Raw genomic sequence first — 21,502 nt, 5'->3', positions numbered from 1 at the left:
GCGCAGTCCTGCCAGCCGCATAACCCGGTCAGCAGATTTGCCCCCTTGCCCCGGTCGAACGGCTCGGCTAGGGTCCAACTCATAATTTGATCAAATTTGGTGATTCATGCGGATCGGTATCCTTCAAACCGGCCATTCCCCTGACGAAGTGCGCGATGATCTTGGCGATTACGGCCAGATGTTCACCCGCCTTCTGGACGGGCATGGCTATGACTTTACGACCTACAGTGTGGTGGATGGTCTTTTCCCCGACGGACCCGATGCAGCAGATGGCTGGCTGATCACAGGCTCAAAACACGGCGCTTATGAAGATCACGACTGGATCGCGCCGCTGGAAGAACTGGTTCGCCAAATTCGCGACGCGAACCTGCCGCTTGTGGGTGTGTGCTTTGGCCACCAGATCATCGCGCAAGCCCTTGGCGGCAAGGTGCAGAAGTTTGATGGCGGCTGGGCTGTGGGGCGTCAGGTCTATGACATCAACGGCGAAAAAATCGCGCTGAATGCTTGGCATCAAGATCAGGTGGTTGAATTGCCCGAGGGCGCGCGCGTCTTTGCCTCCAACGAGTTTTGCGAAAATGCAGGGCTGATGATCGGAGACAAGATCATGACGATCCAGCCTCACCCGGAATTCACCGCGCAGATGATCGACGCTTTGATCAAATACCGCGGTCGCGGCAATATATCAGAAGATATTCTGGCAAAGGCCGAGGATGGTCTGGCGCAGGTCATCGACGCCCAGAAATTCGCAAATCAAATGGCAGATATCCTGAACAAAGGGGACAGGTAATGGACAAGTTGAAAGCAGAGACCAATGCCTGGATGAAAGCCCTGCCCGAGGCCGCGCAGGACTATCTGGACGGCAAACGGCTGGACGAGGTCGAATGCATCATCTCGGACCTGCCCGGTATTGCGCGCGGCAAGGCCGTGCCCGCCCGCAAATTCATGCGTCAGGACTATTTTCACCTGCCCGACAGCGTGTTCTATCAGACCATCACAGGTGACTGGGGCGAAGCGGCGGGCGAAGAAGGCTTCATCGAACGTGATATGACCCTGGTCCCCGATATGTCGACGGCCACGGCCGCGCCTTGGACCGGCGACTGGACCCTTCAGGTGATCCACGATGCGTTCGACCGCAACGACCAGCCCATTCCATTCAGCCCGCGAAATGTCTTGAAACGTGTTGTTGGCCTTTATCACGCCAAGGGTTGGGAACCCGTGGTCGCGCCCGAGATGGAGTTTTATCTTGTCGCGCGCAACATCGACCCGGCCGAGAAAATCAAACCGATGATGGGCCGCTCGGGTCGCCCTGCGGCGGCGCGTCAGGCGTACTCGATGACGGCAGTCGATGAATTTGGGCCAGTGATCGACGACATCTATGATTTCGCCGAAGCGCAAGGGTTTGAAATCGACGGCATCACCCAAGAAGGTGGTGCAGGCCAGCTTGAGATCAACCTGATCCACGGCGACCCGATTAAACTGGCTGACGAAGTGTTCTATTTCAAACGCCTAATCCGCGAGGCTGCATTGCGCCACGATTGCTTTGCCACGTTCATGGCCAAGCCGATCGCTGAAGAACCCGGCTCGGCCATGCACATCCACCATTCGGTGTTGGACAGAGAAACGGGCGAAAACATCTTCTCGGGTCCGCAAGGCGGCGACCGAGACGCGTTCTTCCATTTCATCGCGGGAATGCAAAATCACCTGCCCAGCGTGGTGGCCGTGTTGGCACCTTACGTGAATAGCTACCGCCGTTACGTAAAGGACAACGCCGCCCCCATCAATCTTGAATGGGCGCGTGACAACCGCACGACAGGTATCCGCGTGCCTCTGTCCTCGCCCAAGGCGCGGCGAGTGGAAAACCGGATCGCTGGGATGGATTGCAACCCATATCTAGGCATCGCCGCCAGCCTTGCCGCCGGATATCTGGGCCTGATCGAAGAAAAACGCCCAACCGCACAGTTTAAAGGCGACGCCTATGAGGGCGAAGAGGATATTCCCCGCGACCAAGGCTACGCGCTTGACCTGTTCGACGAGGCCAAGAAAATGCACGAGGTGCTTGGACCGGAATTCGCCCGCGTCTACTCGATCGTGAAACGCACGGAATATGATGAATTCCTGCAAGTCATCAGCCCTTGGGAACGCGAACATCTGCTGCTGAACGTCTAAGCTTCTGTGAACGGAACCCGCCGACGCATAACTATTTGCGTCGGCGGGTTCCGTTAATGCACGGGCCGTCACCAACATTCCTCTGGTTTTTTGCGGTGGAGTCATTTACGGATTCTCCGAAGAAGAGTTTCGGAAAATCGAAATAATTCCGATTCTCGTCCACAAGAGCAGGAGCCGGATTTTGACCCTTGCCCCCAACGTCTATGACGCAGAACCCATCCCCGAAGCCGCCCGCGCCGAAATTGACCGGCTTTTGCAATCCGGCGACCTGTTTCGCTATACCGCTGCAGACGACGCGCCGGTCAGCCTGCTAGAGGCCGAATTTGCCAACCTTATGGGCGCGAAATACGCGCTGGCCGTGGCCAGTTGCTCGGCGGCGCTGTTTTTGTCGCTGAAGGCGCTGGACCTGCCCCGCGACGCCAAGGTTTTGGTCCCGGCGTTCACCTTTGCGGCTGTGCCCAGTTCGGTCGTCCACGCGGATTGCCAACCAGTGCTGGTAGATGTGAAAGACAATTATCGCATCGATATGGCCGATTTCGAGGCCAAGCTAACAGACGACATCAAGGCGGTCATCATCAGCCACATGCGCGGCCATACCTCAGACATGGATGCGATCATGGCGCTGTGTGATGCGCGCGGTGTGCCGGTGATCGAGGACGCCGCCCATTCGCTGGGCACGTTGTGGCACGGGCGCAAGATCGGCACGATTGGGAAGATCGGCTGTTTCTCGTTCCAGTCCTACAAGATGCTGAACGCGGGCGAAGGGGGAATTCTGATCACCGATGACGCTGATCTGATCGCCCGCGCGGTCATCATGTCCGGCGCTTACGAGCACAATTGGAAGAAACACAAAACACCCCACGGCGATAATACGACCGCGCTGGCCGACGCCTTCGCGCGCTGGCAAAATCAACTGCCGCTTTACAACACACGGCTGTCAAACCTGTCGGCGGCAGTCATTCGCCCTCAGCTGGGGGAGTTGGAGCGGCGTGTCACCGACGGGTTGAGAAACCACGATTATGTGGCCGCAAGACTGAACGAAAGTGCAGGGATCGACGTACCATCACCACTCGCCCCCGAAACGCGTGCGCCAGATTCCATCCAGTTTAACCTTGTTGGAATGAGCGACGCCGACACGCTGGCGTTTCAAGAGGCCGCCAAACAGCGCGGTGTCGCGGTTCAGGTCTTCGGGATGAGCACCGACAACGCGCGTGCCTTTTGGAACTGGAAATTTATTGGCGATCAAGGCGAGTTGCCGCAAACCCGCGCGATGCTGATGCGCGCCTGTGACACGCGCCTTCCGGTGCGCCTGAAACAGCCTGATCTGGATTTCATTGCCGACGCACTTGTCGCCGCGGCCGCAGAGGTCAAAGCCCCAACGGCCGAAATAAACGCTGCTTAAAGCAGTACCAGCTTGTCGCGCAGCCAAGGATAGGTCTGGGCGGCAGGGTCCACGATCATCTCACTCAATATCAGCTTGGCACGGGCGGCCATGTCTTGCGGCAGCTCGCCCAGCACCCCTTCGCGGGCTGTCAGGTTGATCCGCCGGGTCATTGGCGCAAAGGGCAGTTCGATCAGATCAGTTTGCGCCCGGAAGCGGTGCGCGTGGAAAAAGCCCAAAGGCGTGATGATCGACCAGCCTGCACCTGCGGCCACCATCGCCATGATGGCGTGGTAACTGTCTAGCTCGAACCGGTTGTTCAGTCGGATGTTGTGGCGTGCAAGGTGGTCCGAAATCATCCGCCCCATATGATGGCGCGCGGTGTATTGCACCAATGGCAGATCGCGCAGTATCTGTATTGGATCGCCCTTGTTGATCAGGCCCTTCGGCACTGCGGCGACGAATGGCTCTTCCATCAACGCGTGCACCTCCATCCATGGGGCCGAGGCACCTGTGTCTGCCGCGATGATCACATCCAACGCACGCGCGTCCAACTGGTCATGCAATCGGTGCGAAGCGCCTGTTTCCAACAGGAACCGCGTGGTTTTCATCTCACCGGCCAGATCCGACAGAAGCCGCGGCGTGACGTCGGCGTCGAAATCTTCAATCATCCCAAGACGCAAGCGAGACAGGTGTGACATGGCCCCAAGCGCCAGCTCGGCACGGGCCTGCTCGGCTTCGTTCAGGATCGCCTGCGCCCGTTTTAAAAACAACGCCCCGGCAGGTGTCAGGCTCATCGGGCGGGCCGAACGGTCAAGAAGTGGAGCGCCCAGTGCGGTTTCCAGGTTGGTCAGTTGTTGACTGACAGATGACGGGCTTGCCCCCAGCCGCCGCGCCGCAACCGAGATCGAGCGTTCGTCGGCAGCCGCCACAAAAACCTCGACCCCCCAAAGGGTGATGCGCCCTGCTGTCTCGACCATTTTTATGCTCCTTTGCCGGAAAGCTAGGGGCTTTGCGCATGGCGGGCAACAGGCTTGCGCCTTAACGCGTCCAAAGCCGGTTTCCGGCGCGTGCGCGAGCGGTTTCGATGCGAAACCCATCAGCATCAGGCCACAGGGCCACAGCCCCGGTTTTTGAAAGGGCAGCGCGGTCCAAAAGAGTGCAGTTCGCGGGTGGGTCCGTTGTCGGCTTGCCCGACAGCGCGACCAGATCGGCTTCGCCGCAGGCATCCAGCACCCTATCGCCAGCGCCGCGACCTGTCAGGTGGATCAGCACCGCTCCGCCAAGCTTTGCTGTCAAATGCCCGGGCTTCCCCGTCAGTCCGACACGCGCAAAAGCGGTTTCCTGATCTGCCGCATCGCCGTCATTTTCCAACCATGACAGGGCCGCGAAGGCTTCGCCGCGCGGTTTGGACAGGTCACGCCCGGCGTCTGTCATCACCCCAACCAGCCCGCCAGTCGAGCTGATCAACACTGGCGGGCGCGTGGCCTGCGACCACAAAAGCGCAGCAGCGACAAACGGCACCAACGCCATCAGGCGCGCACGGCGGGTCAACAACGTCGCTAAGATCCCGCCCACCGCCACCATGGGCAACACCGCATCCGGCGGGGCGGGCACCTGTCCAGTCGCGCCATCCAGCGACGACACAAACCGCGCCACCCCGATGATCCAGTCAATCGGCGGCCCCATCAGCTTGACCGGCAACCAGCCAAGCCCGGCCGTCGACAACAGCGCAGCCAGCACCGCCAAAGGCATGATCAGCGCGCCCATTATCGGCACAGACAAAAGGTTCGCCAGCAAGCCGAAATGGCTGATCTGATTAAAATGCGCCGCGCCAAACGGAGCCGTCGCCATGCCCGCCACAAAGGAAGATATGACAACCGCAAGCACCGGGCGCGCCCATTTGGATGCTCGCCATGCGCCGTCATTGCGTGCCCTGTCGCGAAGCCAGCCAAACACTGCAACCAAAGCCGTCGTGGCAGCAAACGACATCTGGAAGCCGGGCTCAACCAAGGCCTCGGAATGCAGCGTCAAAACGATGATCGCCGCCATGGCGACGGCGCGCAAGGACAGGGCGCGGCGATCAAACAGGATGGCGACGAACATGGTGGCGACCATGACAAAGGCGCGCTCGGTCGCGATATTGCCGCCAGACAGAGCCAGATAGAACGCACCCGACAGAATAGCCGCGCAGGCCGCCAGCTTCTTGATCGGATAGCGAAGGGCGACGCTTTGCCAAAGACTCAGCACCATGCGCATGGCCTGAAAGATGAAGCCCGTCAATAGCCCCATATGCAGGCCAGAGATCGCAAGAAGGTGGGCAAGATTAGACGCACGCAGCGCCCCAATCGTGTCTTTGCCCATGGCGGAACGATCACCCGTGGTGATCGCCGCCGCAAACGCCCCCGTTTCGCCCGGCAGCACCCCACGCACCCAAGCCGATATGTTCTGGCGCATACGCGATACCGCAAGGGCGATGCCCGGCTCGGGTGGTTTCAGCAACAAGGCCGGCACCCGCGCATAGCCTACCGCTCCGATCCCGCGAAACCATGCCATGCGTTGAAAATCGAACCCGCCGGGCTCAACCGGGCCGTTGGGGCCGGACAGATGCGCAGTCATCGCGATGCGCTGGCCGATTGCCGGGGCCAGATAGCCCTGATCACCATGCAGCGACACCCGCACGGTGGTTGCGTGCATCGTCGGGCCGACATCATCCAGCCGCACCCGGTCCAGCGTCAGCCGCACCGCATCAGATTGTGAGCGGTCGATCTTGACGATCCGACCTTCGACCGGGCCGTAATAGCGGAACCCCAACACCGGTTCGGCGACGTAATGCGCCCGCGCGCCTGCCAGACAAAAACCAAACCCAACCAAACCGACCGCGATGGCAAGTGGCCCAAATCCCCACGGCCAAAGCCAAGCGATAAGCGCGCAGAATGCGACAAACGCAATTAGGCTGGCATAAATCGGCCCCGTCGGCTCGGACAGCAGCGCGAAATAGGTGCCGACGCCGGTGCCCAAAAACAGAGGCGCCCAATGCATGAAGCGACCGCGTTCTTCCTCTATCCGCGTCAAGACGTTGTGGACCAGCACCCTTGTTCACAGCCTCTGTTTTGCGTAAAGCCTGTCGGGACAAGCTCGGGCCGACGGTTTCACCGCAACACTGGCCCTGTCCGGGGTTTCATCGCGCGCGCAGCGCGTGTTGATACCTCAGTAACGCCCGTATGGTTTCCAAAAGGTTAACGCTTCATGTCCACCGATCAGATCGTCACCCGTTTCGCCCCCTCGCCCACCGGATACCTGCATATCGGCGGCGCGCGCACCGCGCTGTTCAACTGGCTCTTTGCCCGTGGCCATGGCGGAAAATTCCTGCTGAGGATCGAGGACACCGACCGCGCCCGTTCCACACCCGAGGCGACAGCGGCGATCCTGAAGGGCATGGAGTGGCTTGGTCTTGACCATGACGGCGACGTGATCAGCCAATTCGACCGCGCCGAACGCCATGCCGAAATGGCACACCAGATGCTGACAAACGGCCATGCCTATAAGTGTTTTGCCACGCAGGACGAAATTCAAATGTTTCGTGACGAGGCGCGCGCAGCTGGGAAATCGACGTTGTTCCAATCGCCGTGGCGCGACGCCGACCCCGCGACGCACCCGGATGCCCCCTATGTTATCCGCCTGAAAGCCCCACGCGAGGGGGCGACGATCATCAAGGATGCCGTGCAGGGCGATGTCACGATCCGCAACGATCAGTTGGACGACATGATTTGTTTACGGTCTGATGGCACACCTACCTACATGCTGGCTGTCGTTGTGGATGATCACGACATGGGCGTGACCCATGCCATTCGCGGCGATGACCACCTGAACAACGCCGCACGTCAACAGCTTGTCTATCAGGCGATGGGGTGGGACGTGCCGGTCTGGGCGCATATTCCGCTGATCCACGGCCCCGACGGCAAAAAACTGTCCAAACGCCACGGCGCATTGGGGGTCGAAGAATACCAAGCCATGGGCTACCCCGCCCGCGCGATGCGCAACTATCTGGCGCGTCTGGGATGGAGCCACGGGGACGACGAATTTTTCACCGACGCGCAGGCGTTGGAGTGGTTTGACCTGAAGGGAATCGGCAAAAGCCCGGCCCGGTTTGACTTCAAAAAGCTCGACAACCTATCGGGGCAACACCTTGCGGCGATGGACGATGCCGAAGTGATGGCCGAGCTTGAGGATTTTTTGGCCGCAACCGGGCAATTCCCTTTGCAACCGCAGCAACGTCAACTTTTAGCGGACGCGATGTATGTGTTGAAAACGGGGGCGAAGACATTCCCGCAACTCCTTGTAAAAGCGCACTTTGCAACCATTACCCGCCCCATCGAACAGGACGAGAAAGCAGCAAAGGCACTGGATGAAGTATCCCGTGGTATACTGAAAGAATTGACGCCGCAGCTGCAAAATGCTAGCTGGGATCGCAACACGCTGGAAGGGATCCTGAACGGGCTTGCCGAAGCTCACGGGACCAAGTTTGGCAAACTGGCTGCTCCCTTGCGTGCAGCCCTTGCCGGTCGCGCCGTGACCCCAAGCGTATTTGATATGATGCTTGTTCTTGGCCGTGACGAAACTGTTGCCCGCCTTGAAGATGCAAGCGCATAGAACAAGCACACGCGACCGACCCATCCGGGGTGGACGTGGATAGATACGAACACGAAGGGAATAAATAGATGGCCAAACCGACCGGAACTGCGAAGCTTACATTTGGTGACAAAGAGCTGGAACTGCCGATGTATTCGCCCACAGCGGGCCCCGACGTGATCGACATCCGCAAACTGTATGCAAAGGGTGACGTGTTCACCTATGACCCCGGCTTCACATCGACTGCCAGCTGTGATTCGACCATCACCTTCATCGATGGTGACAAGGGCGAGCTGCTGTATCGCGGCTATCCGATCGACCAGCTGGCCGACAAGTCGCATTTCCTCGAAGTCTGCTATCTGCTGCTGTACGGTGAACTGCCAACCCAAGCCGAGCAGTTGGACTTCGAAAGCCGCGTGACCAATCACACGATGGTCCACGAGCAAATGATCAAATTCTTCACCGGGTTCCGCCGCGACGCCCACCCAATGGCGATCATCACTGGCGTCGTTGGGGCAATGTCTGCCTTCTATCACGACTCGACTGATGTGAATGATGAATGGCAACGTGAAGTCGCCGCGATCCGCATGATCGCCAAACTGCCGACAATCGCAGCCATGGCCTTCAAATATTCGGTCGGCCAACCGTTCGTGTATCCGAAGAATGATCTGGACTATGCGTCGAACTTCCTGCGTATGTGCTTTGCCGTCCCGGCCGAGGAATATGTCGTGGACCCGATCCTGTCCAAAGCCATGGACCGGATTTTCACCCTGCATGCTGACCACGAACAGAACGCGTCGACTTCGACCGTGCGTCTGGCCGGGTCGTCAGGCGCCAACCCGTTCGCCTGTATCGCCGCAGGTATCGCTTGCCTTTGGGGCCCCGCCCACGGTGGCGCCAACCAAGCCTGTCTTGAAATGCTCCGCGAAATCGGCACCGTGGATCGCATCCCCGAATTCGTCGAACGCGCCAAAGACAAGAACGACCCGTTCCGCCTGATGGGCTTTGGCCACCGCGTCTACAAGAACTTCGACCCGCGTGCGAAGGTCATGAAGGAAAGTGCTGACGAGGTGCTGGGCCTTCTGGGCATCGACAACAACGAGACCCTGAAAGTCGCGAAAGAGCTTGAGCGCATTGCGCTGGAAGATCCCTATTTCGTTGAGAAGAAACTGTATCCGAACGTCGACTTCTATTCGGGTATCATCCTTGAGGCGATGGGCTTCCCCACCTCGATGTTCACACCGATCTTCGCGCTTAGCCGCACTGTCGGTTGGATTTCGCAGTGGAAAGAGATGCTGGGCGATCCGGCACAAAAAATCGGTCGTCCGCGCCAGTTGTATCTGGGCGAGACGATGCGCGATTATGTGGATGTCGCAAAGCGCTAAGACGCCGTTCCTCCGAACCAGAAAAAAGCCGCCGATTTTGGCGGCTTTTTTTGTTTTCATGGCGCGCATCAAGCTACTGGCTACTCTATCAATCAAGGAGGTTGGACATGTCTCAGTATCTATCTGGCAGCTGCCTGTGTGGAGCGTGCCAGTTCGACTATACCGGCGAAATTCGCTTCACAATCCAATGCTATTGCAGAGATTGCCAACACGTGACCGGGGCCGGACACGCCCCGCAAATGATGGTCCACCGCGATGCGCTGATGACCAAGGGGCCGACAAAAACCTATCGCCAAAGGGCGGATTCGGGATCGATGTTGGAATTCATATTCTGTCGCGATTGCGGATCGCCGCTGTTGAAAGCGACGTCCCGCATGCCAGACGCCATAGCCATTTACGCTGGTGCGCTTGACGATCCGACGCTATTTGAACGCGGCAAGGATGTCTTTGAAGACGGGCGACAGCCTTGGGATCAGGCCTAGGCCCTAGCGTCCCTCGTAATTGGGGTTGCGCTTCTCAAGAAACGCCAACACGCCCTCTTTGAAGTCGCGTGAATTGCCGCATTCGCCTTGTAGCTTCGCCTCAAGTGCCAGTTGTTCGTCCAGCGTATTGCTCATCGAGCTGCGCAGGGCTTTCTTGATATTGCGATAGGACAGGGTCGGACCCTTCGCCAGTTGTTCGCCGCGTTTGCGCCAAACAGCCTCGAACTCATCATCCGCGACACATTCCCAGATCAGCCCCATATCGGCCGCCTCACACGCGGGGGTCTTTTCGGCAAAAAGGGACGCGCCCATCGCTTTGGCGAAACCCATCTGGCGCGGCATCCAATATGTGCCGCCCGCGTCCGGTATCAGGCCAATGCGGGAAAATGCCTGCATAAAAAAGGCGCTTTCGGCGGCAATGACAACGTCCGCAGCCAATGCGATGTTGGCCCCTGCCCCCGCCGCTGCGCCGTTGACGGCAGCGATGGTGGGAATGGGGCTGTTATAGATCGCGTCCAGCAATGGCTCGTATTCATCGCGCAGAGTGCGCTCCAGATCGACATGAGCCACATTTGCGCGGTCGCCCAGATCCTGACCGGAACAGAAGGCCCGGCCGGCACCAGTTATTACCAATGCGCGTGCCGTTTCGCCGGCTTCCTTGATCGCATGGGTCATTTCCGCACGCATCTGAGTGTTCAGCGCGTTCATGACATCAGCGCGGTTCAACGTCAGCACTGCCAACCCGTCGGTCACCTCGACCGTGATCGTTTCGTAGTTCATTGGATCCTCCCGCAAATTTCGGGCAGCTTACCCGACCAATCGGTCAGGTAAAGACAAACGCCCCGTCACATTGCAAAAAATAGGTGAACCACGCCGGACCTGGGCGGGATCAATCCTTCATCAGCACTTTCAGACGCGCCTCTTCGTCCGACGAGAGCGCCGTTGCGGTGTCCTTGGCTTGCGAGCGGCGGCGCAGATAAAGCCCGGCTGCGAGCAATGCGACGATAAACAGCGCAGGGCCAGCCGCCCAAAGGATCACATTTGCACCCGATGTGTTGGGTTTCATCAGAACGTATTCGCCATAGCGTTCGACGATAAAGTCCACCACCTCGTCATTGCTGTCGCCTTCGACCAGACGTTCGCGCACCAACAGCCGCAGATCGTGCGCGATTGGGGCGTTGCTTTCGTCGATATTCTCGCCCCGGCAGACCACACATCTAAGGTCCGCCGAGATGTTGCGCGCCCGCTGCTCAAGGGCTGGGTCATCCAGAACCTCGTCCGGGTTTACGGCAAAGACAGGAGAAACCGCGAGGGTGGCGGCCAGAAGGCCCGAAATAATGATACGCCTCATTCCGCCGGCACTCCTTGCGCACGCGTCTTGGCCGCTCCGGCCGCCACGCGGAACCTGCGATCCGTCAGGCTGATGAACCCACCCAGCGCCATGATGATCGACCCCGCCCATATCCAGTTGGCGAAGGGCTTGATAAAGGTCCGCACGGCCCAGCCACCATCATCCTGCGGATCGCCGATGACAAGATAGATGTCCCGCCAAAACCCGTTCGAAATCGCGGCTTCTGTGGTCGGCATCGCCTGCACGGGATAGACGCGCTTTTCAGGATAAAGGGTTGTCAGCGGTTGCCCGTCTTGGGTGACGCGCATCTCGGCCTTTGTGGTCATATAGTTCGGCCCCTGTTCGCTTCTGACATCCACCAAAGTGATTTCATAGCTGGAGACAGAGAAAGTTTCGCCGATTGCCGCCACGCGGATGTCCTCAACACTCCACGCCATCAAACCCGAGATGCCCATAACGGTGATCCCGAACCCGGAATGCGCCGCAAGCTTGCCCCAGTCGGACCGCGGTAGACGCGTCAGACGCGACAGACGGTTCGAAACCGATCCCCGCCCGGTCCGGCCCGCCAGATCAACAAGCGCCCCGGCCACCAACCAGGTGCCAAGGAACATGCCAATGGGCCCCAGCGCCGTTTTTTCAGTTTGCATCGCCCAGACCAACGCCCCAATCGCAACCGCCAGAACGAAGAAAGGCACCAGTGTCTTCACCACACGGCCAAGCTTGGCGCGTTTCCACGGCAACATGGCCCCGACTGGCAATGCCAAAGCAAGCACCACCATAAAGGGGGTAAAGGCTGCCTCGAAGAACGGAGCGCCGACCGAGATTTTGCGACCGAAAATCTCGCCGATCAACGGCCAGATCGTGCCCACAAAGACAACAAGGGATGACACAGCCAACAGGATGTTGTTCAGCACCAGAGCGCTTTCGCGACTGACGAAACCAAAGACCCCACGCGCCTCCATCGTGCTGGCGCGGGCGGCAAAAAGCGTCAGCGCGCCGCCGGTGAAAAAGGCGAGGATCATCAGGATGAACACGCCGCGTTCGGGGTCCGTGGCAAAGGCGTGCACAGACGTGATGACGCCCGAGCGCACAATAAACGTGCCGATCAGCGAGAACCCGAAGGCAAGGATGGCCAGAAGGATGGTCCAGCTTTTCAAGCTTTCGCGTTTTTCGACCACAATGGCCGAATGCAACAGCGCGGCAGCAAAGAGCCACGGCATGAACGACGCGTTTTCAACCGGATCCCAGAACCAGAAACCGCCCCAGCCAAGCTCATAGTAAGCCCACCAACTGCCAAGAGCGATCCCGATGGTCAGGAATATCCAGGCGGCCAGCGTCCACGGACGCACCCAACGGCCCCAGGCCGCGTCGATCCGACCCTCGATCAAAGCGGCGACGGCGAATGAGAACGCCATGGAAAGGCCAACATAGCCCAGATACAGGAAGGGCGGGTGGAAGGCCAAACCGGGGTCTTGCAAAAGCGGGTTCAGATCGCGGCCATCAAACGGCGGTTGCGCGATGCGGATAAATGGGTTCGACGTGAAAAGGACAAAGGCTAGAAACGCCACTGCGATCGAGCTTTGCACAGCAAGCACCCGCGCTTTCAGGCGTTGCGGCAAGTTGCCGCCAAACCAAGCGGCCATCGCGCCAAACAGCGTCACGATCAACACCCAAAGCAGCATCGAGCCTTCGTGGTTGCCCCAAACGCCCGACACTTTGTACAGCATTGGCTTCGCAGAATGCGAGTTCAGCGTAACCAACTGCAGTGAAAAGTCTGACGTCACGAATGCGTATGTCAGCGCGAGGAACGACGCCAGCACCAGAAGGAACTGGATCGTCGCGGCAGGCACCGCCAGTTCCATCCAGCCTCGCCAGCCTTTATGTGCCCCAATCAGTGGCACAATCGTCTGCACGATCGCCACGCCTAGCGCCAATATCAGCGCAAAATGTCCAAGCTCTGTAATCATGTCAGCGACCATAAAGGGAGTCGCGGGCGGGGCCTAGCCCTCTGCGGCGTCTGGTCACGGGTTTGTGGGCATTAAACGGCCATAAAAATGACCGTCGACAAGATCACGGCCCCCAGCACCGGCCACAGGAACGTCATACCATGACATCCGAACGACCGATGGATCACGCTGAAGTGAAGCAAAGCGCCTGAAAGATAAAGCGACAGCGGGATAAGATGCGCGGAGTTTTGCTCCATAAATGGCGGCTCGCCCATCAAAGCGAAAATCCACCACCAGCCCAGCACCAGACTTGCCCCCGACCAACTATAGGCCATGCCCAGTGCCAGCGGGGTCGCGCGCTGCACGTACAGCCACAAGAAGGTCAGCGAGATCATCAACCCCATCAGGGTGATTGCCCCGTATCCGATCTGATACATCGCGTCATAGCCCGCCACGCGGTAGCCAAGCTGCAACAGCACCGCGAGGCACATCATTAAACCGAACGCCTGTTTCATTTCTGCAAGACCTCTCGCACAACAGCATCCAGTTCGGCTGCTGCATGTTGGTTTTGTTCAATAGATTTCTGAAACCGAGATCCGACCACAACGGTCCAAACCCAGTTTCTAAGTCGCCAAACCGCCCTGATCATCGCCCCCCACCTGCGGGCAGGCGTTCGCGGATGATCGTCGTGATCTCGATCAAAATAGAGGTGTTCTTGTCCAACACCGCCCGCGTTGCCTGATCTTTTTGAAAATCTCGGTAGAGCAGATAGAAAACCAACAACACCCAAGGCCCGTGTTCTGCGACAAGTTTCAGGATCACCTCACCCGCCACGCTGTGCCTCCTGCCAATCGGCCAGAGCGGCATTATCCGAGATGTTGACGCCATCCTGCACCCGCTGCGGGCTGTTGGGCGTTGAACTCGTTGAGGGCGCAGGCTTGAAGACAGAAGGCGGTTTGGGTCGGCTGGACGACGCCTTTGACAACTCGTTTTCCCGCGACAAGGCTGTCGCAATTGCGCGCTGGAACTCTTGCCCTTTGATCTGGTGGCGCGCGCCAAAATAGAAGCTGACCACCACTCCCATGAGCCACCAAAGAGGCTCGGGAACCATCGCGATGCCGTGCATTCGCGCCGCAAACCAGTCGGGGCTGACCATCGCTGCGGCAAAAAGACCAAGCGTCGACAACGCGAGCGCAGGACGAGGCACCCGGTTCAGACCATCCATGAAACGATTGAATCGCCCGCCTTGGGCGGCGTTGAATTCGGCCCGGAAGGCGTCGATCGCGGCCATCTGGACGTCGGTCGCGCGGCCAGACGCGGCCTCGGTGTTTTCGCGAAACACTTCTGCGGTTTCGCGGATAACGTTGCCGCCGCGCCCGAACAGGATATTGAAAACATTGCCAATCAAGCCCATGCTGCGATCCTTCTGCGGTGATCCTGATCTGAGAAGTGGTATTTTTCGGACAAGAAGGTTTCAGCGCGGGTGATCCATCCGCCCTTTCCACCATCGCGGCGTTTGGCGTATTTGCGAGATGTTGGGCGGCGGTCCGCCAGCCGATAGTAATAGTTGCGCCGTTCAATCCCGTAGGCATCCACCAGATGGTCGGGTGCTACCTTCATCGCGGCGCGCGCCACGCCAAGGGTTTTCGGGCCAAGCGCGCCATCGACCGCCAGCTCATACCCCATTTTGATGAACAGCTTTTGCAGCACACGCACGGCATTGCCGCCCGCATTCACATACATATCGAACACGGAGGCCTGCAGCGGGCGCGGAAGCTCCGCCAGTCGGGGTTTCTGGAAATAATGCTTCAGGAAGATGTCGCGGGCCTGATCACGGGTCAGGGCTTTGACATCCTTCGATGTCACCTGCCCGTCGCGATCCAGATCCAGCCCAAGGTGCCGCATGGTGTGGATCGTCACGCCGTATTTGGTCGCGCCACCCGGATCGTCCGGGTCGTTTACATAGCCACCCTCGCGAGCGACAATCTCGGTCGCTATTTCTTCAACGCTTTTCATTTGCGCCTATACCCCGCATGTCAAACATGGGGGTAAGGCTGGTTAAGAAGCGTTAAGAAACCTCAAATCAGGAGGTCGGCTCGACGTAGACACCGGTTTCCTTGAGGCTGTCGATAACCTCTTTCGGCATATAATCTTCGTCGTGTTTGGCAAGGATTTCCGTGGCTTGGAATGTGCCGTTTACATAGCTTCCAGTGCCGATCATGCCTTGGTTTTCACCAAACAGATCAGGCAACACGCCAGTGTAGCTGACCGGCACAACCGCCCCACCGTCGGTGACGGAAAAGGTCACCGTTTCGCTTTGACCACGCACAAGTGTGCCGTCTGACACCAGACCACCCATGCGAAACACCTCGTTTTCGCTGGGCGGTTCGGCCAGAACTTCGGTCGGGGACCGGTAATAGTTGATCCCGTCTTTCAGCGCATAGCCGATCAACCCGGTGGAGATCCCGAGCGCCACGAATGCCAGAACAATGATCTGGATTCGTCGTGTTTTCTTCAGACTTTTCAAACCGGCCATGGTCGGCTCCTTTTCAAAGACTTATGGAAAGACCGGGGGCATCATCAGCCCCGTCGTCTCATCCTCGCCCAACATGAGGTTGGCATTTTGCATCGCCTGACCGGACGATCCTTTGCATAGATTGTCCAACGCCGACACCACCAAAGCACGCCCCGGAACGCGGTCGCCTACAACGCCCAGATGGCATTGGTTCGACCCCATGACGTGCCCCATACCGGGCAATTGGCCCTTGGGTAGCACAGTCACGAACGGTTCGTCTTGATATTGCTCAACCAAGGCTGCGTGGATCTTGTCCGCATCCCCGTCGACATAGCAATCGGCCAGAATGCCGCGGTTCACCGGCACAAGGTGCGGCGTGAACATAATCTGAACCGGACGGCCCGCCAGCAGCGAAAACTCCTGATCGAACTCGCCCAGATGCCGGTGCGTGCCACCCTGCGCATAGCCCTGCACATCGGTCGAACGTTCAGCAAACAGCATGTTTTCCTTCAAAGACCGCCCGGCCCCGGACACCCCGTTCTTCAGATCACAGATGATCCGGTCAAGGTCGATCAGGCCCGCTGAAATCAACGGGCGAAGCGCGTATTGCACCGTCGCCGCGTTGCAGCCGGTGCCGGCCACCAATCGCGCAGATGTGATGTCGTCGCGGTAGAACTCGGTCAGCCCATAGACCGCTTCTTTCTGAAGCTCGGTCGCCACATGCGGCGCGCCATACCATTTCTCATAGTCCGCGGGGTCGCGAAGCCGGAAATCGGCACCAAGGTCCACGACCTTCACCGACTTGGGCAGATCACGCACCAGCGCTTGGCTAAGCCCATGCGGCAGGGCCGCGAAGGCCAGGTCAACATCCGCAAAGTCGATCTGATCCATCTTGACCAGCTTGGGCAGATCGAGGTGGCGCAGCTGCGGATAGACATCTGCCATCTCCATCCCCGCCTTGCGGTCGGCAGACAGGGCGACGATTTCCATCGTCGGATGGGTTGCGATCAACCTGACAAGTTCAGCGCCGGTATAGCCGGACGCACCAAGAATGGCGATTTTGTGGGTCATCATGACCTCCTGAGACTTCGCGAAAGATGTAGTGGTTTTGTCGGCCCGCTTCAATCAGGCCGCGTCGAACGTGATCTTTCGTCGCAGAAACTGGGTGGCACGGTCGGACACCCGGTCAGGGTCGCCGGTGGTCAGGAACTTCGACCCCGCGCCCGCGCCCAACATTTCGGGGTGACGGCCAAGATAGTCGGCAAGGCTTTCGGCCACCAGATTGGCTTGGCTGTAAACCTGCACGTCCTTGCCCAGCGCGTCTTGGAACACTTGCTCCATCAGCGGGTAATGGGTGCAGCCAAGGATCGCGGCCTCGGGCTTTGGCATCTTGCGTTTCAAGGCGTCCACATGGCTGCGCACAAGCGCTTCGGCCAGGATCATGTCGCCCTCTTCAATCGCATCGACGACACCACCGCAGGCTTGCGCTTCCACATCCACGCCGATCGCCCGGAAAGCCAGTTCACGCTGGAACGCACGGCTGGACACGGTGGCGGGCGTGGCAAACAGCGCCACATGTTTCACCGCCACTTCGCGCGGCGGCGAGTTGTCGCCCCAGTTCCGTTCTGTCATCGCCTCGATCAACGGCACAAAAACGCCCAGCACACGCTTGTCGCCGGGAACCCAGCTTTCCTGCATCCGGCGCAGCGCTGCCGCCGAGGCCGTGTTGCACGCAAGGATCACCAGATCGCAGCCCTGATCCCACAAAGCCTGAACGGCGGTGGTCGTCAGATTATAGATGTCATCGGCGTCGCGCACACCATAAGGCGCATGCTTGCTGTCAGCGTAGTAGACGAAATCAACATCGGGCAGTCGCTTGGTGACAGCGTCCAGCACCGTCAGCCCACCCAGACCTGAATCGAAAATACCTACTGCCATTGTCTTTGGTCCCGTCCGTGTTGCCTTTGCACAAGGCATATGTCTGTTCGCGACGGAAATCCATTGTGGAAATGGGCTTGGGTTGAAAATCCGCCCATCAAGCAGGTGTCGCGTCGCCGCATGGCTTGGGCCAGCGGCGGCGCAATCCTTATTCGGCAGCCTGCACCAGCGGTGCTTGCCCGCTGAACTGAGCCAAAAGCTCTGCCCGACGTGCAGCCGCCTTTTCGACATTCGCCTCTTTCACCGGACCAAAGCCGCGGATCGACAAGGGAAGCTCTGCCAAGTCGCGCGCAACGGACAGATTGTCGTCGGTCAGCCCTGCCAGAACGGTTTTCATGTCGGCCTCAAATTCCGAAATGAGCGCACGTTCCGTGCAGCGCTCCTCGGATCGGCCGAAGGGATCAAGCGGCGTGCCGCGAAGGCTCTTCATCTTGGCCAGCCATGGGGCCGACTTCTCAAACCAGCTTCCAAAGCCACGTTTCTTGGGCCGTCCGTTGGCGTCCGTCCCACTCAGGATCGGCGGGGCGAGGTGATAGGTCAGCTTCAGATCGCCGTCGAACTCGGCCTCGGCCTTGGCACGGGTGTCGCATAACATGCGCGCGACCTCATATTCATCCTTATACGCCAAGAGCTTGTGATAGCTTTTCGCCACCGGCTCTTTCAACGCGTCGGGCATCTGATCGACAAAGGCGCGATAGCGTTTCGCCAGCCGCTTGTTCTGATAGGTGACCAGTTGATTTGCACGGAAGTCGATGATCTCGGCCAGCGTCTTGGGCTTTTCAACCACCTCACCGACAACCATCTTCTCGGCTTCTTCCGGGTGCAGAACGGCCCAACGACCCAGCTCAAAAGCGTGCTTGTTGCGGTCGATCGCCTGACCATTCAACTCGATGGCATACATCAGCGCATCGTGGGTCAGCGGCACGATGCCCGCCTGCCAGCTGGCCCCCAGCACCATCATGTTCGAAAAGATGTTGTCCCCCATCAGCACCCGCGCCAGCTCGGTCGCGTCGAACATCGACAGACGGTCGCGCAGCCGCGCTTCAAGCGACAATTGCAGACGGTCGCCCGGAATGGCGAAATCGGTGTTGCGGGTGAACTCGCCCGTCACGGTTTCGTGGCTGTCTACGACGGCCCCGGTGCGTCCGGTTTTGGTCAGACCCAAGGTAGTGGACGAAGCCGACACCACCAGATCGCAGCCGATCAGCGCATCACATTCCCCCGTTGCCACGCGAATGGCCGAGATGTCTTCCGGTGCGTTGGCAAGGCGCAAATGAACTGTGACAGCCCCGCCCTTCTGGGCAAGGCCTGCCATCTCCATCATGCCGACGCCCTTGCCGTCGATATGGGCCGCCTGCGCCATGATGGCGCCGATGGTCACGACGCCTGTGCCACCAACGCCGGTGATCACCGTGTTAAAGGTGCCGTCAATGGCGGGAAGCGCTGGCGCTGGCAGATCAGGAATGTCCACCTCGGCGGTCGCCGATTTCTTCAGCTTGGCCCCTTCGACGGTCACGAAGCTGGGGCAGAAGCCGTTCACACAGCTGAAGTCCTTGTTGCAACTGGATTGGTCAATGGCGCGTTTGCGGCCCAGCTCGGTTTCCACTGGCACGATCGAGACACAGTTCGACTGCACCCCGCAATCGCCGCAGCCCTCGCAGACGTCGGTGTTGATGAACACACGTTTATCCGGGTCAGGGAATTGCCCGCGCTTGCGGCGACGGCGTTTCTCTGCCGCGCAGGTTTGGATGTAAAGAATGACCGAGACACCCTTGATATCGCGACATTTCTTTTCAACTGTCAACAACTCGTCACGGGTGTGGTGCGACAGTCCCTTAGGGAAGGCTGACAGGTCCACATCCTCTTTGTCGTCATAGACAAGGAAGATGTGCTTCACGCCCATCGCCTGCACCTCACGCGCGATACGCTCTGCGTCCAAGCCACCTTCGTTGGTCTGCCCGCCCGTCATCGCGACCGCATCGTTGTAAAGGATCTTGTAGGTAATGTTGGCATCCGACGCCAATGCCGCCCGGATCGCCAGATTGCCCGAATGGTTATAGGTTCCGTCGCCCAGGTTCTGGAACACATGCCCGGTTTTCGAAAACGGTGCCTCGCCAATCCAGTTGGCACCCTCGCCGCCCATCTGGGTGAACCCGACGGTATCGCGATCCATCCACTGCACCATATAGTGACAGCCAATACCCGCGTAGGCGCGCGACCCATCCGGCAGTTTGGTTGAAGTATTGTGTGGGCAGCCCGAACAGAAAAACGGCAAGCGTGCCGCGATATTGGGCGCATTGTCCGCGCCTTTCGCCTCGGCCAACATTGTCAGGCCCGCCTTCACGGATTCGGTCCCGCGCCCCTCTTCAATCAAGATGTCTCCGATTTTCTCGGCAATCATGATCGGGTCCAACGCATAGCGGGTCGGGAAAAGCTCCAACCGGCGGCCGTTTTCCCACGTGTCGCCCTTGTGCCAGCCATAGACGCGCCGACCGTCGCGGTCGTCAAAGATCGCTTCCTTGATCTGCACTTCCATCAGCTTGCGCTTTTCTTCGACCACCACGATCAGGTCCAGCCCCTCGGCCCATTCGTGGAAGCTTTCCATATCCAGCGGGAAGGTTTGGCCGACCTTGTAGGTGGTCAGGCCCAGGCGTTCGGCCTCGGCTTCGTCGATGCCCAGAAGGCCCATCGCATGCACGAGATCCAGCCAGTTCTTGCCAGCCGCCACGAACCCAATCTTGGCCCCGGGTTTGCCCCACTTGCGCTGGTCAATCCGGTTGGCGCGGGCATAAGCCTCGGCGGCGAAGCGTTTATAGTCGATCATCCGCGCTTCTTGCGGCACCGGCTGGTCAGCCAAACGAATGTTCAACCCGCCATCCGGCATGTCGAAATCAGGTGTGACAAGCTGCATCCGGTTTGGATCGCCATCGACGACCGAGGTCGCCTCGACCGTGTCTTTCATTACCTTCAGACCCGCCCAAACGCCCGCAAAACGGCTGAGGCCATAACCATAGATGCCGTAATCCAAAATTTCCTGCACACCCGCCGGGCTGAGAACCGGGATATAGGCATCCACCATCGCCCAGTCAGACTGGTGCAACACGGTCGAGCTTTCGCCGGTGTGATCATCGCCCATCGCCATCAGCACGCCACCATGCGGGCTGGTGCCGGCCATATTGGCATGGCGCATCACGTCACCGGTGCGGTCCACGCCCGGCCCCTTGCCATACCACAGGCCAAACACGCCATCATGCGTGCCCTCGCCGCGCAGTTCAGCCTGCTGGCTGCCCCACAGCGCGGTCGCGGCCAGATCTTCATTCAGACCGGGATGGAATTTGATGTCGTTGGGTTCCAACACCTTTTTGGAACGCCCCATCCAAAGATCCACAGCCCCCAGGGGCGAGCCACGATACCCCGTGACATACCCCGCCGTGTTCAGTCCGGCCGCCCGGTCGCGTTCCTTCTGCATCAGCATCAGGCGCACCAAGGCTTGCGTGCCATTCAACAGCACCTGCTGCTTGGTCAGATCAAATCGGTCGTTCAGAGTGATGTCTGGCTTGCCCATGACGCACCTCCCAATACGTTAGAGTGATAACTGGATTGAGAGAATGATAGGTCAAAACCTATGACCTATCAAATCATTTCACATCACAATCCGTGCTGGCACTCATCACTGTTCTGATGATAACACTGTGCAAGTTTTATG

General features: G+C 59.0%; 19 protein-coding genes. 6 read left to right on the top strand and 13 right to left on the bottom strand.

The window, feature by feature from the left end; genetic code table 11:
• Nucleotides 1-106 precede the first annotated feature (106 nt).
• From MUY35_RS13395 to MUY35_RS13385, 3 genes are all read left to right on the top strand, one after another.
• Nucleotides 107-787 (top strand): type 1 glutamine amidotransferase, encoded by a 681-nt coding sequence (locus MUY35_RS13395; protein WP_248369409.1) that lies wholly within the window; start codon nt 107-109, stop codon nt 785-787.
• A complete protein-coding gene (locus MUY35_RS13390; RefSeq protein ID WP_248369407.1) occupies nt 787-2,166 on the top strand; it encodes a glutamine synthetase family protein in 1,380 nt (459 codons plus the stop codon). The genes MUY35_RS13395 and MUY35_RS13390 overlap by 1 nt, the downstream gene beginning before the upstream one ends.
• A 181-nt stretch (nt 2,167-2,347) precedes the next feature.
• Complete coding sequence (locus MUY35_RS13385) at nt 2,348-3,568, top strand: aminotransferase class I/II-fold pyridoxal phosphate-dependent enzyme (RefSeq protein ID WP_248369405.1); 1,221 nt, start codon at nt 2,348-2,350, stop codon at nt 3,566-3,568.
• Here the strand turns inward: MUY35_RS13385 and MUY35_RS13380 are convergent.
• Nucleotides 3,565-4,527, bottom strand: coding sequence for a LysR family transcriptional regulator (locus MUY35_RS13380; RefSeq protein ID WP_248369403.1), 963 nt, complete (start codon nt 4,525-4,527; stop codon nt 3,565-3,567). The genes MUY35_RS13385 and MUY35_RS13380 overlap by 4 nt on opposite strands.
• 61 nt (nt 4,528-4,588) lie before the next feature.
• On the bottom strand, nt 4,589-6,589 hold the full coding sequence (locus tag MUY35_RS13375; RefSeq protein ID WP_248369401.1) for a ComEC/Rec2 family competence protein: 2,001 nt from the start codon (nt 6,587-6,589) through the stop codon (nt 4,589-4,591).
• A 207-nt stretch (nt 6,590-6,796) separates the two neighbouring features.
• Between MUY35_RS13375 and gltX the strand changes: the two genes are divergently transcribed.
• The 3 genes from gltX to MUY35_RS13360 all read left to right on the top strand — a co-directional run bounded on the left by gltX (nt 6,797) and on the right by MUY35_RS13360 (nt 10,046).
• Nucleotides 6,797-8,200 (top strand): glutamate--tRNA ligase, encoded by a 1,404-nt coding sequence (gltX, locus tag MUY35_RS13370; protein WP_248369399.1) that lies wholly within the window; start codon nt 6,797-6,799, stop codon nt 8,198-8,200.
• Nucleotides 8,201-8,268: 68 nt separating this feature from the next.
• Nucleotides 8,269-9,564, top strand: coding sequence for a citrate synthase (gene gltA, locus MUY35_RS13365; RefSeq protein ID WP_248369397.1), 1,296 nt, complete (start codon nt 8,269-8,271; stop codon nt 9,562-9,564).
• Between the two features lie 107 nt (nt 9,565-9,671).
• Nucleotides 9,672-10,046: a GFA family protein gene (locus MUY35_RS13360; protein WP_248369394.1), complete on the top strand. Its 375-nt coding sequence runs from the start codon at nt 9,672-9,674 to the stop codon at nt 10,044-10,046.
• Between the two features lie 3 nt (nt 10,047-10,049).
• Here MUY35_RS13360 and MUY35_RS13355 read toward each other — a convergent pair whose 3' ends face one another.
• The 11 genes from MUY35_RS13355 to MUY35_RS13305 all read right to left on the bottom strand — a co-directional run bounded on the left by MUY35_RS13355 (nt 10,050) and on the right by MUY35_RS13305 (nt 21,361).
• Nucleotides 10,050-10,826, bottom strand: a complete 777-nt coding sequence (locus tag MUY35_RS13355) for an enoyl-CoA hydratase-related protein (RefSeq protein WP_248369391.1) — start codon at nt 10,824-10,826, stop codon at nt 10,050-10,052.
• A gap of 109 nt (nt 10,827-10,935) precedes the next feature.
• Entirely contained in the window at nt 10,936-11,397 is a 462-nt protein-coding gene (locus MUY35_RS13350) for a cytochrome c-type biogenesis protein (protein ID WP_248369389.1), read from the bottom strand.
• A complete protein-coding gene (locus MUY35_RS13345; RefSeq protein ID WP_248369386.1) occupies nt 11,394-13,364 on the bottom strand; it encodes a heme lyase CcmF/NrfE family subunit in 1,971 nt (656 codons plus the stop codon). The genes MUY35_RS13350 and MUY35_RS13345 overlap by 4 nt, the downstream gene beginning before the upstream one ends.
• Nucleotides 13,365-13,435: 71 nt before the next feature.
• A complete protein-coding gene (locus MUY35_RS13340) occupies nt 13,436-13,858 on the bottom strand; it encodes a hypothetical protein (RefSeq protein WP_248369382.1) in 423 nt (140 codons plus the stop codon).
• 130 nt (nt 13,859-13,988) lie between these two features.
• Nucleotides 13,989-14,177, bottom strand: coding sequence for a hypothetical protein (locus MUY35_RS13335; RefSeq protein WP_248369379.1), 189 nt, complete (start codon nt 14,175-14,177; stop codon nt 13,989-13,991).
• Nucleotides 14,167-14,757: a holin family protein gene (locus tag MUY35_RS13330; protein ID WP_248369377.1), complete on the bottom strand. Its 591-nt coding sequence runs from the start codon at nt 14,755-14,757 to the stop codon at nt 14,167-14,169. The genes MUY35_RS13335 and MUY35_RS13330 overlap by 11 nt, the downstream gene beginning before the upstream one ends.
• A complete protein-coding gene (locus MUY35_RS13325) occupies nt 14,748-15,359 on the bottom strand; it encodes a holin-associated N-acetylmuramidase (protein WP_248369375.1) in 612 nt (203 codons plus the stop codon). Before MUY35_RS13325 ends, MUY35_RS13330 begins: the two co-directional genes overlap by 10 nt.
• A gap of 67 nt (nt 15,360-15,426) precedes the next feature.
• Nucleotides 15,427-15,870, bottom strand: a complete 444-nt coding sequence (gene ccmE / locus MUY35_RS13320; RefSeq protein WP_248369537.1) for a cytochrome c maturation protein CcmE — start codon at nt 15,868-15,870, stop codon at nt 15,427-15,429.
• Between the two features lie 30 nt (nt 15,871-15,900).
• On the bottom strand, nt 15,901-16,929 hold the full coding sequence (gene argC / locus MUY35_RS13315) for an N-acetyl-gamma-glutamyl-phosphate reductase (protein ID WP_248369373.1): 1,029 nt from the start codon (nt 16,927-16,929) through the stop codon (nt 15,901-15,903).
• 54 nt (nt 16,930-16,983) lie between these two features.
• Nucleotides 16,984-17,796, bottom strand: coding sequence for a glutamate racemase (gene murI, locus MUY35_RS13310; protein WP_248369371.1), 813 nt, complete (start codon nt 17,794-17,796; stop codon nt 16,984-16,986).
• Nucleotides 17,797-17,944: 148 nt separating this feature from the next.
• Complete coding sequence (locus tag MUY35_RS13305; protein ID WP_248369369.1) at nt 17,945-21,361, bottom strand: indolepyruvate ferredoxin oxidoreductase family protein; 3,417 nt, start codon at nt 21,359-21,361, stop codon at nt 17,945-17,947.
• Nucleotides 21,362-21,502: the final 141 nt, after the last annotated feature.

Source organism: Aliiroseovarius sp. S1339 (assembly GCF_023195695.1).
Taxonomy (GTDB): Bacteria; Pseudomonadota; Alphaproteobacteria; order Rhodobacterales; family Rhodobacteraceae; genus Aliiroseovarius.
This window is presented reverse-complemented; position numbering and strand designations above follow the sequence as displayed.